The organism is Terriglobales bacterium (genome assembly GCA_035651655.1).
GTDB lineage: Bacteria > Acidobacteriota > Terriglobia > Terriglobales > Acidobacteriaceae > DASRFG01.
In genome coordinates, this window is the sequence record DASRFG010000007.1 from 28681 (window position 1) to 45266 (window position 16586).

General features: G+C 57.4%; 14 protein-coding genes. 4 read left to right on the forward strand and 10 right to left on the reverse strand.

Features of this window, described 5'->3' with window-relative positions; all coding sequences use genetic code 11:
* Nucleotides 1-148 precede the first annotated feature (148 nt).
* The 7 genes from VFA76_03875 to fabZ all read right to left on the reverse strand — a co-directional run bounded on the left by VFA76_03875 (nucleotide 149) and on the right by fabZ (nucleotide 6039).
* Nucleotides 149-1237 carry a TonB family protein gene (locus VFA76_03875; GenBank protein HZR30978.1) on the reverse strand — a complete coding sequence of 363 codons (1089 nt, stop codon included), beginning with the start codon at nucleotides 1235-1237 and terminating at the stop codon, nucleotides 149-151.
* A 197-nt stretch (nucleotides 1238-1434) separates the two neighbouring features.
* The gene (locus tag VFA76_03880; GenBank protein ID HZR30979.1) at nucleotides 1435-2505 is read right to left on the reverse strand and encodes a Gfo/Idh/MocA family oxidoreductase; all 1071 of its coding nucleotides are present in this window, start codon (nucleotides 2503-2505) and stop codon (nucleotides 1435-1437) included.
* Between the two features lie 27 nt (nucleotides 2506-2532).
* The gene (locus tag VFA76_03885) at nucleotides 2533-3255 is read right to left on the reverse strand and encodes an Ig domain-containing protein (GenBank protein HZR30980.1); all 723 of its coding nucleotides are present in this window, start codon (nucleotides 3253-3255) and stop codon (nucleotides 2533-2535) included.
* A gap of 25 nt (nucleotides 3256-3280) precedes the next feature.
* Complete coding sequence (locus VFA76_03890) at nucleotides 3281-3766, reverse strand: DinB family protein (GenBank protein ID HZR30981.1); 486 nt, start codon at nucleotides 3764-3766, stop codon at nucleotides 3281-3283.
* Nucleotides 3763-4629 carry a UDP-2,3-diacylglucosamine diphosphatase LpxI gene (gene lpxI, locus VFA76_03895; protein HZR30982.1) on the reverse strand — a complete coding sequence of 289 codons (867 nt, stop codon included), beginning with the start codon at nucleotides 4627-4629 and terminating at the stop codon, nucleotides 3763-3765. Before lpxI ends, VFA76_03890 begins: the two co-directional genes overlap by 4 nt.
* 10 nt (nucleotides 4630-4639) lie before the next feature.
* Complete coding sequence (lpxA, locus tag VFA76_03900; protein ID HZR30983.1) at nucleotides 4640-5476, reverse strand: acyl-ACP--UDP-N-acetylglucosamine O-acyltransferase; 837 nt, start codon at nucleotides 5474-5476, stop codon at nucleotides 4640-4642.
* 5 nt (nucleotides 5477-5481) lie between these two features.
* Entirely contained in the window at nucleotides 5482-6039 is a 558-nt protein-coding gene (gene fabZ / locus VFA76_03905) for a 3-hydroxyacyl-ACP dehydratase FabZ (GenBank protein HZR30984.1), read from the reverse strand.
* Between the two features lie 103 nt (nucleotides 6040-6142).
* On the opposite strand from fabZ, the gene VFA76_03910 reads away from it, so the two are divergent.
* Nucleotides 6143-7330 (forward strand): M20 family metallopeptidase, encoded by a 1188-nt coding sequence (locus VFA76_03910; GenBank protein HZR30985.1) that lies wholly within the window; start codon nucleotides 6143-6145, stop codon nucleotides 7328-7330.
* A gap of 110 nt (nucleotides 7331-7440) precedes the next feature.
* A complete protein-coding gene (tatA, locus tag VFA76_03915; protein ID HZR30986.1) occupies nucleotides 7441-7608 on the forward strand; it encodes a twin-arginine translocase TatA/TatE family subunit in 168 nt (55 codons plus the stop codon).
* An 83-nt stretch (nucleotides 7609-7691) separates the two neighbouring features.
* Here tatA and VFA76_03920 read toward each other — a convergent pair whose 3' ends face one another.
* A complete protein-coding gene (locus VFA76_03920; GenBank protein ID HZR30987.1) occupies nucleotides 7692-8270 on the reverse strand; it encodes a Maf family protein in 579 nt (192 codons plus the stop codon).
* A 78-nt stretch (nucleotides 8271-8348) separates the two neighbouring features.
* Between VFA76_03920 and treZ the strand changes: the two genes are divergently transcribed.
* Together treZ and lepA are read left to right on the forward strand one after the other, a co-directional pair.
* Entirely contained in the window at nucleotides 8349-10130 is a 1782-nt protein-coding gene (gene treZ, locus VFA76_03925; protein ID HZR30988.1) for a malto-oligosyltrehalose trehalohydrolase, read from the forward strand.
* Nucleotides 10131-10182: 52 nt separating this feature from the next.
* A complete protein-coding gene (gene lepA, locus VFA76_03930) occupies nucleotides 10183-11985 on the forward strand; it encodes a translation elongation factor 4 (GenBank protein ID HZR30989.1) in 1803 nt (600 codons plus the stop codon).
* A 407-nt stretch (nucleotides 11986-12392) separates the two neighbouring features.
* Here the strand turns inward: lepA and dnaB are convergent, their stop codons facing one another.
* Nucleotides 12393-13751, reverse strand: coding sequence for a replicative DNA helicase (dnaB, locus tag VFA76_03935; GenBank protein HZR30990.1), 1359 nt, complete (start codon nucleotides 13749-13751; stop codon nucleotides 12393-12395).
* A gap of 917 nt (nucleotides 13752-14668) precedes the next feature.
* Nucleotides 14669-16360 carry an RNA polymerase sigma factor RpoD gene (rpoD, locus tag VFA76_03940; GenBank protein ID HZR30991.1) on the reverse strand — a complete coding sequence of 564 codons (1692 nt, stop codon included), beginning with the start codon at nucleotides 16358-16360 and terminating at the stop codon, nucleotides 14669-14671.
* Nucleotides 16361-16586 lie beyond the last annotated feature (226 nt).

The window sequence follows — 16586 nt, forward strand, 5'->3', positions numbered from 1 at the left end:
AGAATCACTATGGTTAAGAGAACGAGTCCGATTGTTTCAGCGCCAAGAGCTCGGCGGCGTTCAGTCGGTAAACGGTCAGGCTGCTGCTCGCGTTTGGAAGAGGGAGGTTGGCGTTCGGTGGGCACAGGCCAATTTTAGATCGCCGAGGCTAGCGCAGATCGTTTTTGTCAGGGTTATAGAAAAAATGGAAACGCAGGGCGAGATACGGCCCGGCGAACTCGCCTGGCAACGGGGGGAAAGGGTTAGAGCCGGTTATACCGCCCAGCGCGGCGCGGTCAAGAGAGATGTCTCCGGAGGGAGCGATTAATTTCAGCCCCTGAATACGGCCATCTTTCATGATGGCAAACTCAATGGAGACTTTCCCCTTCTTCATCAGGGGTGCGCGGGCTACCTCGGGGATGAGGTTATACCAGTTGATGCGAACGTCGTGCAGCACCCGCGACAGGTAAGGGCCGAAGTCAACCCCCATAGTATCGCTGACCACATCAACGTTGCTCGAAATGTTACTGCGAGGATTTCCCAAGCCCAAGCCATAATCGCCGCCTGAGCCCCCAAATCCAGCCTGGCGGTTGGCGGCCGCCGCACGTGCCGCCTGCTCAATAGCGGAGCCCGCCGACATCGAGCCTGAGAACGGTTGGGGCGCCTTAGCAACTGGGGGCGGCTCCAGCCTGGCCGTCTGATTGTTATTCACAGGAGGTGGCTGCGGTTGCGCATTCTGCTGGGCGCTCTCACTGCCTTGCACTGCCGCAGGGCTGGGCGGAGGAGATGCTGGAGTGGGTGCTCCGCTGCGTCCAGGGGCGCCCGCGCGCCCGCTATCCAGAATTTTCTTCAGTTCCTTTCGATCGAGAGCGGGCTGCCGCGACTTCGCAATGCGATTTTTGTCAGAGATGATATCGGTATTCGGCTTCGCAATATTCTTCTCCGCGTCGGGAGGCATTTCCAAATAAGTGAGCTCGCGTTGTTTCATCAGGTCGCCGGGAGTGACCAATGCGAAGCTGCGTTGAGGAAACAGGCGCGGAGCATTCACGACTCCAATCACCAGCAGCAGGTGCACGATCAAGGAAATCCAAAAAGCTTCGCGCAGCCGCGAGCGCGACAAATCATCCTGGAGCTGAATCAGCAGGACGGGAGCGTCTACGGTTCTGCGCCGGGAGTCGCGGTCATAGGCGCTCCCATTATTCCCTGAGGTGGGAGCTGAGCGGACGGGATTTTTCGGCGGGATTTCCGTTATCGGCATAACTGCGCTGGGCTCAAGTCGGTTAGACGCCGGCAGCCTTCCTTCGACGCGTAAAGAATCGTAACCCCGCCTCTGAGGCTGAGTTTCTAGCTATTTTCGCATCATTTACCGCATTGTGCTAAAGCACAAGAGTATGTGGGCGCGGCTCGCATCCAGATAGCTAATGGCCTTTATCATCAAGAGTTTCGGCGGTTGGCTCAGGGACGCATGGCGTGCAGCGCGTCCAGCTTCGTCCGCTGGTTGTGCTCGCGAATGGTGGCGAGAACGTCGAGAGCGGCAGCCAGAGCACGACGGCCGTCTTCGAGCGGAATCACGGGCTTTGTCCGGCTGCGGACGGCGTGCAGGAAGGAGCGCAATTCTGCTTTCAATGGTTCCTCACCCGTAATTGGCGGCTTGGTAATCTGGATTTGCGACCCATAAATGGGTGATTGGCCCGAGGGGCCGGTCCCGGGGGTGTCTTGTTGTATTGCCCTCATCGCAGCCATCGCGTCGGGCTCCCCTGGAACGGTGAACACCACAACGTCCTGCCGGGTGTAATCAATGGAAATGTATTGCTTCGGCTGGAAGAAACGCAGTTTACGGACCCGCTCTGTGCTCACCCGGCTGGCCGTGAAGTTAGCCACGCAACCAGACTCGAATTCCATACGCACGTTGGCGATGTCCACCTTGCCGGAAATAACCGGGAGGCCGACGGCCCGTATTTCTTTTATGGGCGAATTCGCGAAAGAGAGCACAACATCAAGATCGTGAATCATGAGGTCCAGGACCACATCCACATCCAGGGACCGCGGGCTGAAGACGCTCAGGCGATGCACTTCGAAAAACATAGGCCGAGTCAGCAAGGGAATCGTGGCCCGAATCGCCGGATTGAAACGCTCAAGGTGTCCGACCTGGGCAATGCGTCTCGTGCGCTGAGCTACCTGAATGAGTTCGTCTGCTTCACCAAGAGTGGAAGCGAGAGGTTTTTCAATCAAGACGTCAACCCCGGCCTCCAGCAAAGCCGTGGCGACTTTGACGTGCTCGACCGTGGGCACAGCCACAGAAGCGGCCTGAAACCCGCCGCGCCGCAACAGTTCCTGCAAGGAGCTGACCGCCTCCGCTCCGGGATAGAGCTTGGCGAGAGCGGAGCCGCGTGCGGCGTCGGTATCAACAATTGCCGTTAGCCGGACGGGCGCGCCCGATTGCTGAAGCTCGTGGTACACGCGGGCGTGGTTGCGTCCGAAAGCTCCAGCCCCGATAACGGCGACGTTGATCGAATCAGTGCTCAAGTAAGGGAGAACCCAAAGGTATCATTTCTAGGGGCCAGAACTTACAACCAGGGGAGTGGGAGTCTCAAGCCGCGCGCGGCGAATAAGGTTCTTGGGTGCGATCTCGGCGACTGCATCCGCGTGCACGATGTATGTTCCCTGCGGGAGGCTGCTGTCAAATGGTATTTCCTGGCCCTTATTTTGCGCCAACGTAAAGTGTTGATAGCCAAGTGCGAACGCTTTTCCGATTTCATTCACGGCCAGAATAATCACGGTCAGGTCGTAGACATCCTTGCTGGCATTCGCCACTTTGACGGCGCCTGAAATTGTGTTTCCCCCCAGTGCGGGCATCCGGACCCACTCAAGCAGAAAAGGTGGAGCGACTTGAACAGAAAAATCACGCGTGTGCGATTGCGCTGGCGTGCCGGAATCGCTCACCCGCAACGTAAAACTGAATTCGCCTTGGCTGGTGGGCATTCCGGCGATGACACCGGTATCTGCCTCCAGTTCCAGGCCCGGTGGCAAAGTGCCTTTCGCTACCTTCCAAGTCAGGGGTGGCGTACCTCCTGCCGCAGAGAATTGGAAGTAGTAGGCCTGCTGAAGAACGGGCTCGGGCAAGGACTCGGAAGTGATTCGCAACGCCGCAGCAGGCTTGTCGAGTGGTTCGTCCTGGGGGACGGCCTGCCCCATCGCAAAGTTAGAGAGCAAAATTACACCGAAACAAAACAGCCCGATGCGACCACTGAGCCGCGGAATGAGGGTTTGCGCCATTGTTTCAAGAACGGCTGGATACCAACTACTTCCGAATCTTTTTCAGCAGGGCAATTTGTCCAGCGTGATAAAGCTCATGCTGCACGGTTCCATGCAGCATATGGTAGTAGTCGTGGTCCCGTCCCGGGGCAGCCGCCAATAGCTTGTAATCTGGCAATGCGGCCACTGCTTGTACCAATGCATCGTGGCGTTTCCTGAGCGTTTCGACCGTCTTTTTCCACTCCGCAGCACTGCTGTCTTTCACCGGAGGCCAGTCCTGTTCCCCTTCGAGTTCTTTAGGTTCCCCCAGAACTCTGTGGCGAAGGGCTTCTTCCCATGCACTAACGTGATTCACAATCTCCCAAATGCTGTGTGCGCCGGGAATCGGTCTTGCCGCAGCGGTCTTGGCATCCACATCGGCCAGAATTTCCATTACTGAGTCTCCGTGCCAGGCTTCGCCGTCAAAGGCGCGTTTGAGTTGGTCTGTTATTCGGGCGATTTCGTCGAGTTGAGGAAATGGCTGGGCAATCATTCGCTCTTCTCCTCCGGTTGTTCGTCCAAGGTGCTGGCGACGATGCTAATGCCGGCCTGGTCAGCGGCGGAAATAATCTGATCTCCCTCGAGCAGCAGGCATTTGCCGGCATTAATTCCGAGACAGGTCGCCCCGGCCTCTCGCATCACGTCAATAGTCTTGATGCCGACGACGGGGACGTCGAAGCGCATATCCTGATTCGGCTTGGCGACCTTCACAACGGTAAGGTCGCGGCGTAAAGTTGAGCCGCTGCCGTCAAGCGTGGCCATGATTCGGCCAGCGCGCTCAATCGCCGCATCGGTGCCTTCCATGGCCTCTACTGCCACGCATGCCGCTTCGGCAATGACCACCGTCTGGCCGATATCAAATTGCGATAGCTGGCGTGCTATCTCGCGGCCGTAATTGATGTCCTGGAGTTCTGCCGGCGTCGGGCTGCGGCGGCTGAGCACTCCGGGCCGGGCGAGAAGTGGCGCGAGGAACTGAGTGGAATCTTCGAGCGTGATGCCTTCGTCGGCGAGCACTTTGGCTACCGCTCCCAGAAGAGCATCCGTGTTCCGCGTCCGTAAGGAGAGCAAAAGCTTGGCGAGGCGCCAGTCGGGGCGAATGCTGGAAAAGATTTGACGGTGCTTGACCTGCCCCGCCATGATCGCGCGCTGTATCCCTTCACGTTTAAAAGTATCAATAAGCCGGGAGAGTTCGCCCAGGGACATCCAATGCACAGCCGAAGCGCCGTGGGATTCAATTTCCGGAAAGGTCTCTTCTTTGATCGCGGCGACGACTACTTCGGCACCGCGGGCACGGGCCGCGTCGAGCACCAGGAGGGGGAAACGTCCGTTACCCGCGATAAGGCCGATTTTTTCCATACCGTGGCCACTATTTAATAATCCCGCGCTCCGAGCTCTCGATAAAACGAATCAACATGCGAATGTCTTCGTTGGAGTCTTTTTCTGCCTTAAGTTTTTGCAGTGCTTGTGAGGTATTGAGCTTAGAGGCGAGCAGGAGTTTGAAGGCGTGGTGGATCTTGCGAATACGTTCGCGGCTGAAACCGCGGCGTTCCAAACCGACGGCATTCACCCCGTAGGCATGGGCGTCGCGCGCGGCGACCGTCTTGGAGAACGGAAGTACGTCTTTGGTCACAATCGTGCCGCCACCTATATAAGCATGCGGCCCAACCGAAGTGAACTGATGTACGGCAGAAAAAGCTCCAACCGTGGCCCACTCCGCAATGTTGACATGCCCGGCGAGCGTGGCAGCGTTTGCCATGATTACATGGTCGCCAACAAAGCAGTCATGCGCCACATGGGCATACGCCATGATCAGGATGTGATTGCCAATGCGCGTTACCCCACCACCCGCGGCCGTGCCCCGATGCAGAGTGACGAACTCGCGAATCACATTGTGATCCCCGATCTCGAGCCGGGTTCTTTCACCGGCATACTTCAGGTCTTGTGGAGGCAGTCCGATAGAAGCAAACGGAAAAATTCGATTATTGTCCCCAAGAGTGGTGGGGCCTTCAAGCACGACGTGCGACATCAACTCGCAGTCCTGGCCCATCTCTACGTCCGCTCCAATGACGCAGTAGGGGCCAATCCGGCAAGAGGCGGCGATTCTTGCCTCGGGATCAACAATGGCAGTGGAATGAATCTGCGGGCCAACAGATAACCGCGCAGGACGAGAGGTTTCTTCAGTAGTAGTCCGGAATCTAGACACGGCTCTTATTCATCCTGTTCCGACTCCTGCACGCCGTCGTTCGATGGAGAGTTACCCCCGCCAACAGCCTCGGCGCGCGACCGATCCATAAGCTGGCAGCTAATGGTCGCCTCCGCGGCCAGAGTGTCGGCCACGTAAGCTTTGCCCCCCATGCGCACGGCTGTCCGCCGCCACGCCAGCACTTCCACTTCGATCCGCAACTCGTCGCCGGGCACCACCGGACGTCGAAAGCGGGCACGCTCGATCCCAGTAAACACCATGAGCTTCTCCTGGCGATCGGCAACTTCGGTGAGCAGCAATGCTCCGCCAGCCTGGGCCATAGCTTCTACGATGAGCACGCCCGGCATAATGGGCAGTCCCGGAAAGTGCCCGGCAAAATACGGTTCGTTGGCACTCACGTTCTTAATGGCCACAATGCGCTGCTTGCGTGTGAGGTCCACGACACGATCAATCAGCAAAAAGGGATACCGATGCGGCAGAATGCGCTGGATCTCATTAATGTCCAGTGTGGTCTTCTGCTCGAAGCCCTTTGTTGCCGGGGCGACCGGATGGCCGGTTTGCATCATGCTCTCTCTGATGGAGGTCACGATTATACTTCACTGTCGGTTCAGGCCCGTAGCCGGCTGAGCCGCCGACCAACTGATACGAAGCAGTTTAGAGAGACCCATGCCACGAAAATCAGCCAGAATCAGCACCGCTCGTGATCCCCAAAATGGTCAGGCTATCGCTCGGCTAGAGCGAATGACAGAAGGTCGAGCCGCGATCATTGAGACTACTTGCCGGCTCGTTGAGCACGAATCGCCAAGCGACAATAAGCCCGCCGTTGATCATCTGGGCGAATATCTGGCCGGTGAATTCGAAGGGCTTGGAGCGCGAGTCATCGTCCACCGGCAGCACGAGTTTGGTAACCATATTCAAGCTGATTTTGCGGGCCGCAGCTCACGGCAGCCGCTGCTCCTGCTCGGACATTACGACACCGTCTGGCCGCTGGGCACTCTGGCCAAAATGCCGTGCCGCGTGGCTGATGGCCGCATCTGGGGCCCGGGCTCGCTCGATATGAAAGCCGGTATCGCTCTCATCATGCACTCCATTGCGGCGCTACGGGAGAGCGGCGGCCTGCCACGGCCAGTGTCTGTGTTGGTGACCACGGATGAAGAAGTGGGCAGCGAATCATCGCGTGCCATTATCGAGCGCCTGGCGCTCCAGTCTGCGGGGGTGCTGGTATTGGAGCCTGCCCAGGGATTGAAGGGCGCGGTCAAGACAGCGCGCAAAGGCGTGGGAGATTATCGGCTGAATGTCCGCGGCCGGGCCGCGCACGCGGGTGTGGATTTTGAAAAGGGACATAGCGCCATCGTCGAACTTGCCCGGCAAATAGCCGTGATCCACGCCTTAAATGGCCTGAAACCGGGTCTCACGCTGAATGTCGGGGTCGTCCAGGGAGGAACCCGCACCAACGTGATCGCGGCCGAAGCTTCTGCTGAAATTGATGTGCGCATTGCCCGCAAGGCGGATGCTGGCTTTGTTGATCGCAAATTGCGTTCCCTTCGTCCGGTGGATCGAGAATGCAACCTCGAAATCACCGGCGGGATCAATCGTCCGCCCATGGAGCGAACCAAGGGAGTGGCCTCCCTCTACCAGACCGCATCTGGCCTGGCCAAGCGGCTTGACTGGAAGTTACAAGAGGCTTCCACCGGCGGCGGCTCTGACGGGAACTTCACCGCAGGCTTGGGAGTGCCTACGCTGGATGGCCTGGGAGCGGTGGGCGAAGGCGCGCACGCTGTGAACGAGTCGGTGGTTATTGCCGAACTTCCCCGGCGCGCTGCTCTGCTGGCGATGTTAATTGAAGCTATTTAAGTGGACGCCGTCTTTGACTACGCCATGCCGCTGCCCTAGAATCCAGGCAGGACATCAGCTTCATTCGGTCGCGGTTGTAGCGTCCTGGTTTTGCCGCGGCGGAGGTAAACATGCCTGGTAAATTAGGTATCCCCGAACTCCTCATCATTGCGGCCATTGCGCTGATCATCTTTGGTCCCAGTAAGCTGGCCGACCTTGGCAAAGGCCTAGGCGAAGGTATCCGCAATTTCAAGTCTTCGATGAAAGATGGCGAGACGCCGCCTGCAGATAAGAAGTAACGCGGGCGACCCGTCCAGCCTCACCTCCAGACCTAAAGCAGGTCGTTCGCCAAGCAGGTCGTTGGCCGCGCTCAGGATGAAAGTTAAGAGCATCCCTGTTCCCGCATCATGCGATGGACCAGCGGCACCGGCAAACCAACCACATTGAAGTAGCAGCCCTCAATGCGTGAAATCCAGCGCGAGGCGACTCCCTGGATTGCGTAAGCTCCAGCTTTGTCCATGGGTTCGCCGCTGGCGACGTAATCGCGAATTTCTTCGGCACTCAGCGGATCCATGTGTACGAGGGTGGTCTCGGAGCGCACATCTTCAGCAACTTCGCCATTGCGCGAACCTACCAGGCACACGCCGGTGATGACCTTGTGGGTACGGCCGGAAAGAAGTCGCAACATGCGGGCGGCATCAGCCTCGTCGGCGGGTTTGCCGAGGATTGCGTGATCAACGATTACTACCGTATCTGCGCCCAGCACCCAAGCCGCAGGTCCTCGTTGGCGGCCAAACACCGCGCGTGCCTTTTCGCGCGCCAGGCGCTCGGCAAACTTGCGAGGTGCCTCTCCCGGCCGGGGCTCCTCCGGCAGGTTGGCGGCTTCCACCGCGAACTCTATGCCAGCAGCGCGGAGGAGTTCCCGCCGGCGTGGTGAGGCCGATGCCAGGATCAGGGCCATACGCCGATTGTAATGAATCGAACGAATAGCCTATTGCGGGGTGCATCCAATACGCTAAACCCTTCGTCTGAGATGAAAATGCCAATTACCGCAGAGAGCGTGAGCTACGGCGCCCAGATCGTCGGCAACTGTGCTGAGTTTCGCGTGTGGGCTCCGCGAGCACGGACGCTGACGCTTCGGCTCTTGAGCGCGGCTTCTGCCGACCTGCCCATGCGGCGGGCCGAGGACGGGGTGTTTTCGCTGACTGCGCCCGGTCAGGCGGGCGACCGCTACTTTTACGTCGTGGACGAAAATCGTCCGGTTCCCGATCCAGTTTCCCGGTTGTTACCTGAGGGAGTGCATGGTCCTACGGAGATCGTGGCGCCGGATGCTTTCCTCTGGAACGACCGTGACTGGCATGGGCTGGAGCTCCGCGATTACATCATCTACGAGCTGCACGTAGGGACCTTCACCCCGCAGGGGACATTTGCCGGAATCATCGAGCGCCTGGACTATCTGAAATCGGCGGGCGTCAGCGTCATCGAGTTGATGCCGGTGGCGGCATTTCCCGGACGGCGAAACTGGGGATACGACGGCGTCTCCCCGTATGCGGTGCAGGCCAGCTATGGCGGTCCGGAGGGCCTCAAGCGGTTGGTGAACGCCGCTCACGCGGCCGGGCTGGGCGTGGTGCTCGACGTGGTTTACAACCACTTCGGACCCGAAGGAAATTACTTGCCGCTACTCGGACCATACCTGACGGCCCGCCACCAAACCCCCTGGGGAGAAGCGGTCAATTACGACGGGCCGGATTGCGATCATGTACGGCGCTATGTAGTCGAAAACGCGCTCTACTGGATCCGTGAATATCACCTCGATGGTTTGCGTCTCGATGCCGTGCAGACGATCAAAGACGATTCACCAACCCACATCTTGACCGAAATCCAGGCCAACGTGCAGCGATTAGGGCAGGAGCTCGAACGCAAAGTCTGCGTGATTGGTGAAACTGATGAAAACGACATTCGTTACGTGCTGCCACAATCACGCTGCGGGCTGGGTCTGAATGCGGTTTGGAGCGACGACTTTCACCATTCTGTCCACGCGGCGCTTACGGGTGAGCGCCAGGGCTACTACCAGGACTTTGGGCGCAAAGAACAGATTGTCCGCGCGCTCAACCAGGGTTTTGTCTTCCAGGGTGAGATCTTTCAATTCTGGAAACGTCCTCGAGGTACTCCAGTTGACAGCGTCCCGCTGCTCGCCCATGTGATTTGTACGCAGAATCATGATCAGGTAGGAAATCGGGCCGTGGGCGAGCGGCTGGATGTGCTGGTTCCGCGCGGTGCATCCAAGCTGGCAGCCGCGCTGCTACTGCTAGCGCCGCACACGCCACTGCTGTTCATGGGACAGGAGTACGGCGAGATCGCGCCGTTCCAATATTTCACAGATTTTAGCGACCCCCAGCTGCAGAAGGCTGTGAGCGAAGGCCGTCGCAATGAGTTCAAGGAATTCGGCTGGTCCGCGGAGAAGGTCCCCGATCCGCAAGACCCGGCTACGTTCGAGAGCTCGAAGCTGCGGTGGCCTCTCAGTGGGCAGTTGTCAGTGAGCAGCGATCAGTCTCAGCCAGCAGCCGAGATGCTGGATTGGTATCGCAAGCTCATTCACTTGCGGCGCGAGTCCGTCATTCAGGGAGAGCGTACCTGCCGCGCCGAACTAATTGATGGCGCCATTGTGATGCAGGTTCCCGCGGAAAAACCGAAAATCATGCTCATTGCCGAATTTCCCGACAGCCGCCCCCATCCGGTTCCGGAGAACTGGCAACTTACATTGTCATCTGATGAGGATGCGTACCGCGTCCGAGTGTTCTGTAAGCATGCGGCACAGTAAGCCCTTGATCTCTGCCCCCTCCTGCTAGAATCGAATTGTCCCGCCCACAGCAATGGATCGCGCTTTCATCCGCAATTTCGCCATCATCGCGCATATTGATCACGGCAAATCTACGCTGGCTGACCGTCTGCTGGAGCTTACCGGATCGCTCTCGGCGCGAGAGATGCAGGCTCAGGTGCTTGATGCAATGGATCTGGAGCGCGAGCGTGGCATCACGATCAAGGCCCATGCTGTCCGCATGATGTACCAGGCCAACGACGGCAATACTTATCAACTAAACCTTATAGACACACCTGGCCACGTGGATTTTTCTTACGAAGTTTCGCGTTCACTGGCAGCCTGCGAAGGAGCGCTGCTGGTGGTGGACGCCGCCCAGGGCGTCGAGGCACAAACCTTGGCCAACGCATACCTGGCGATTAATCATCGGCTGGAGATCATTCCGGTCATCAACAAAATTGATCTGCCCAGCGCGGACGTCGCTCGCACCAAAGAGATGATCGAAGGCGCCGTCGGCCTGGATGCTTCCAACTCGCTGCAGATCAGCGCTAAAACCGGACAGGGTGTGCCCGAGGTGTTGGAAGCGGTGGTTCATCGTGTGCCGCCGCCCAAAGGAACGCCTGCAACAGCGCTGCAGGCGCTGCTGTTCGATTCCTGGTTCGATACTTATCGCGGGGTGGTGGTGCTGGCCCGCGTGTTCCAAGGCACGCTGCGCAAAGGGCAAAAAATCCGCTTGTTTTCGAATGGACGCGTGTTCCAGGTCGAAACTCTGGGCGTGCTGACGCCCAAACCGGTGGAGATAGAGAGCTTGGAAGCAGGCGAAGTGGGATTCATTGTTGCGAATATCAAGAACGTTGCGGACACCAAAATCGGCGACACCATCACCGACGACGATCATCCCGCGATTGAACCGCTGCCCGGCTTCCAAGAGATCAAGCCCATGGTGTTCGCCGGCCTATATACGGTGGACGCGCATGAGCACACGCAACTCCGGGAAGCTCTGGAGAAACTTCGGCTGAATGACTCGTCATTCTTCTTCGAACCGGAAAGTTCAGCCGCCCTGGGCTTCGGCTTCCGTTGCGGATTTCTCGGTCTGTTACACATGGATATTATCCAGGAGCGGCTGGAGCGCGAATTCAATCTCGACCTGATTACTACCGCTCCCAGCGTGCGCTATAAGGTGCACCTGACGGATGGCGCAATCATCGAGGTTGACAATCCGTCGCGGTGGCCAGGCCAGAGCGAGATCAAGACCGTGGAGGAACCTGTAATTCTTGCCACCATTCTTACCAACGAAGAATTTGTGGGCGGGATCCTGAAGCTGGTGGAAGAAAAACGCGGCAAGCAGAAAGGCTTCGAGTACGTGACCGCGACGCGGCTGATGCTGAGTTACGAATTACCGCTCAACGAAATCGTCCTCGACTTCTATGACCGGCTTAAGTCCGTATCTCGTGGGTACGCCTCACTCGACTATCACCTGGCGGGCTATTGGGAGTCGCCGATGGTGAAGCTGGACATCCTGGTCGCTGGCGATCCGGTGGATGCCCTCTCCACAATCGTGCACCGCGACTTCGCCTACGAACGGGGACGTGCCCTGGCTGCCAAAATGAAAGAGCTGATTCCACGGCAGATGTTTGAGGTGGCAATCCAGGCGGCGATCGGAGGCAAGATCATCGCCCGTGAATCCGTGGCCGCGATTCGCAAGAACGTGCTCGCCAAATGTTACGGTGGCGATATTACCCGTAAGCGCAAGCTGCTGGAAAAGCAAAAAGAAGGCAAGAAGCGGATGAAGCGGATCGGGCGAGTAGATATTCCCCAGGAAGCCTTTCTGGCTGTCCTAAAAGTCAACGAGAGTTAGTCGCGTTTTTCGCTCCTTTTGGCGCACTTATGAAGGCAGAAAAGAGACCGCCGAGCCAAGGGTCCTATACGGGAAAATGTGCAAAACTTTACCGTTGCACAAAAATACGGGCAGGCGAACGATCGGTCCGGCAACTCCTACAGTTCCGGCTAAGATATTGCTTCTATACAACTTAAAGCTGCAACAAGAGAGTTGCAGTCAGTGTAAGTGCATGAATTCAGGAACTCTGGTTGGGCCGTCGCCACCAATTCCACAAGCTTTTCCACAATTCTTTGGAAATCCTGATAACCAGATAGCCTTACCACAAAGGACCACCAAGGGACGCAAAGTCTTGACTAGGTTCGATTAGCACTTGTGATAGCGCCGATGTCTGGGGACGACGTTCGTCAAGACGCTACTGGCGAGCATTACTCCGTTGCCCGAGACTCAAACCGAGTGGACCGTTTAATAAAGGCCAAATCGACCTTACCGGTGGGGCCATTGCGTTGCTTGGCAATGATGAGTTCGGCTACGCCGTCGAGATCGGGATCGTCGGGCTTATAGACTTCTTCCCGAAAGATAAAAGCGACCAGATCCGCGTCCTGTTCGATCGAACCCGATTCGCGCAAATGAGAAAGCTGGGGACGATGGTCGGCGCCGTGACTCTCAGGAGCGCGGCTCAACTGTGAAAGCGCCACCACAGGGACGCGCATTTCTTTGGCCAGACCTTTCAATCCGCGGGAAATCGCAGAAACTTCCTGAGTACGATTTTCGAATCTTCGTCCGCCGCTTCCGCTTGCAGACATGAGCTGCAGATAGTCCACGACAATCAGGTCGAGCCTTCCTTGAGACTGTTGCAGGCGCCGCGCTTTAGCCCGCATTTCGGAAAGCGAGATACCGGGAGTGTCGTCGATGAATATTGGCGACTCGCTGAGCGCCCCCAGTGCCGACACCAGCTTGTTGTAGTCCTCGCGGCCCAGGAACCCGGTGCGCATCTTGTGCGAGTCCACACGTGCGTGCGAACACAAAAGTCGCAAGAGTAACGCTTCGCGAGACATTTCCAGCGAGAAAATGGCGACCACTTTGCTGTCCATCACCGCCGCATTCTCGGCGATGTTCATAGCGAACGCGGTTTTGCCCATGGAAGGCCGCGCCGCGATGATGATCAAATCTGAGGGCTGGAAGCCACTGGTCATATTGTCGAGATCCGAGTAGTGCGTTTCGAGGCCGGTGATGCGCTGCCCGCGCTCATACAGCGCATCCAAAGAACCGAAGGACTCTTTGACGATCTCCTTAATGTCGAGGAAGCCACGTCCAATACGGCTTTCCGATAGCTGGAAAATTGCGGACTCAGCCGCGTCCAGAATTTCTTCTGCCGGATCAGCTTGCTCTGCTGCACGAGCAATTGCGCTATTGGCGGCGTGAATCAGGCCCCGAAGAAGCGCCTTGTCGCGCACGATCCTGACGTATTGCTCAATGTTTGGGCGGCGTGGCAATCCATCGGTGAGCGAGGTGAGATAAGCGACACCTCCTACCGCTTCTACTTCGCGGCGGCGCGCCAGTTCTTCGCTCAGAGTGATGATGTCTATGGGCCGCGAGGATTCGGCCAGGTCCACCATGCGCGTATAAATGCGGCGATGCGCGTCGAGCGCAAAATCGTCGGCCCGCAACGATTCCGCCGCCTGGTTGTATGCGAAATTGTCGAGCAGTATGGCGCCTAGAATTGAGCGCTCCGCGTCCACGCTCGCTGGAAGACTGCTCTCGATACTGTATTCAGTGGTTGCCATCAGTGGGGATAGATTGTTTTTCTTGAAAGTGTGTCGAGAATGTAGCGCGCAAGTTCAGTTTCGTCATCTGTGAATCTCGTGTGAGTTTCGGAAATCGCGGATTGAAATCGAAAAAACGCATCTCGATTTTTCGCGCCCGTCTCCTCCGTAAAATTATCGGGCGAACAAAAAGCGAAGTCAAGAGTTAAAAGCTTTTAACCACAGAGGACACAGAGCTCACAGAGGAAGTCTGACTAAATAAGCGAAGCCTGGCCGAGAGGCGCGCGCTTCTTACGCCGACCCCACGCCGAAATTCTCTGTGACCCTCTGTGCCCTCTGTGGTTAAAAGTTCTCCGGGAACTCCGCCCCAGTTTTCCGCTGTCTTCCACAACAAATCAGAAAATCGCACAGCTTCTGCACAAAGCAGCCGCGCTTTGTTATTGCCTGTGAGTCGGGGCTCGGGCAAAGTGCCAGCAATGCAGACGTGAGATGTCCTAGAGTTTGCTGGCGCGTCGCAGATGGGTCAACGGTTCCCGGCAGTTCTCGAGGGTTGAAATTGCCGGAGGGTCCACTCGATGGACCCGGGCGTTGCGGCTCCTGAAAAGTCCTGTTTCACCAGGACTGAACCGTGGGTTCATCGGACCTGTGGGCTGGTACCCCGCAGACAGACTTTGTGCCTTGCGCTCGCGCGCACCGGTAGAAGGACGTGGCTCCTGATCGCTCACGCAATCAGGAGAAAGCCGGCAAATTTTAAGCAAGCAATCGGCGCGGTGACGGCCCCGCTGAAGCTGCGAAGGACATCCACCAAAACAATATGGCCCGGGTGGCTGGCCCGGGCCATATTTGTTTTTAAGCAATCGGATAATTAGAGAATCGGGTAAACAGGACCCAAAGTCGGCCAGTGGGGCATCAGTTCTGGCTTTTAGCTAGGTTAAAACTTAGTCCCGCACTCCATCCATGAACGCCCGCAACTTGCGGGAACGCGATGGATGCCGCAGCTTCCTCAGCGCTTTTGCCTCGATTTGCCGGATGCGCTCGCGAGTCACCGCAAACGACTGTCCGACTTCCTCCAGCGTGTGCTCGCTGCCGTCTTCCAGGCCGAAGCGCATTTTGATGACCTTCTCTTCGCGAGCCGTCAACGTGCGGAGTACCTGTGCGGTCTGCTCTTTGAGGTTGACGTTGATCACCGCATCAGAGGGTGAGACTACGGCGCGGTCTTCGATGAAGTCGCCCAGATGGGAATCTTCTTCTTCGCCAATCGGCGTCTCCAAGGAGATCGGTTCCTGTGCGATTTTCAAGACTTTGCGGACCTTGGCGACCGGAATATCCATCCGCTTGGCGATTTCTTCGGACGTCGGTTCGCGGCCAAGCTCCTGCACCAGCTGACGTGAGGTGCGGATCAGCTTGTTGATGGTCTCGATCATGTGCACCGGAATACGGATGGTGCGTGCCTGGTCCGCAATGGCGCGGGTAATGGCCTGCCGGATCCACCACGTTGCGTAGGTCGAGAATTTGTATCCGCGGCGGTATTCGAATTTGTCCACTGCCTTCATCAGGCCGATATTGCCTTCCTGAATGAGGTCAAGGAACTGCAGGCCGCGGTTGGTGTACTTCTTGGCGATTGAAACCACCAGCCGGAGGTTAGCTTCGATCAGCTCGCGCTTGGCTGCCTCGGCGTCTATGTCGCCCTGGATGATCTCGCGCTGTGTGCGCTTGAGCTCCTGGAAACTGGCACCCGCTTCGACTTCTAATTTTTCCAGGTCTGACCGGAGCTGCCGGGCCTGGCGGCGATATTCCTTTTTCTGCTCATCGCTGCGAGTGGCCTCGGCCTTTCTTTCCAGGTTCTGCACCTGGCGATCGAGCATGCGCAGCGATTCGACGGTCTTGTTGACCCGGTCTATGAGCCGCTTGCGTTCCTGGTTGGTGACGCCCAGGTTGCGCATGGCCAAAGACATGCGCACCATTTCGCGCGCCAGATTCCATCGGCAGCGCCGATAGTCGCGAGGGCGCTTCTTGTTGGAAATGTCCTGCAGCTTTTCCGCCAGCTGGTTGACTTTCTTGTAGTGCTTGGCCACTTCATCAATGCGGCCAATCATGTCCTTCAGCCGGTTCTGCAATACCTCGTCGGTAATTTCCTCTTCATCGAAGGTGACGATTTCCTTGATCGAGCGCACGCCACGGCGGAGGTCTTCGCCCAGGCCAAGAATTTCTCGGATAACGATGGGAGAGCGGGAAAGAGCCTTCAACACCCGGTTCTGTCCACGCTCAATGCGCTTGGCGATTTCAACCTCGCCCTCGCGAGTGAGCAGCGGAACCGTCCCCATCTCGCGCAAGTACATGCGGACGGGGTCGTTGGTTTTTTCGAGAGCGCCCGGGGTGAGGTCGAGTTCAACGTCCTCACCAGCCTCCAGGTCCTCCGGCTTTTCCAAACCGCCAGAAGGCAGTTTTGCAGGGCCCTCCAGGACGTCAATACCCTGGGTGCCGATGGTGGTCAGCAGGTCATCAAGGTCCTCAGGCGAATGGACATCGTGAGGAATGAGGTCGTTGACCTCACTGTAAGTGAGGTAACCCTTTTCTTTGCCTGCATCAATCAGCTTTTTAATATCGTCGAACTTGTCTTCAAGAGCCAAACGGCATACCCCTTCTCGGCGTCCTTAAGGACGGGTGGCGCTACTTCCAACAAAGGTGGGATTTTAGTGTCAAGGATTGCACGCCGGCCAAAACCCTCAAATTTTAGCACGACCGGCAGGAGCCAACAATCCCAAACCGCCTATCCCGTTATTTTCTCTGGGGGAAGTCAATAAACTTCAATTAGTTAGATGACTCACCCGCTGATCTGGTTTCTGGCCTCCGAAG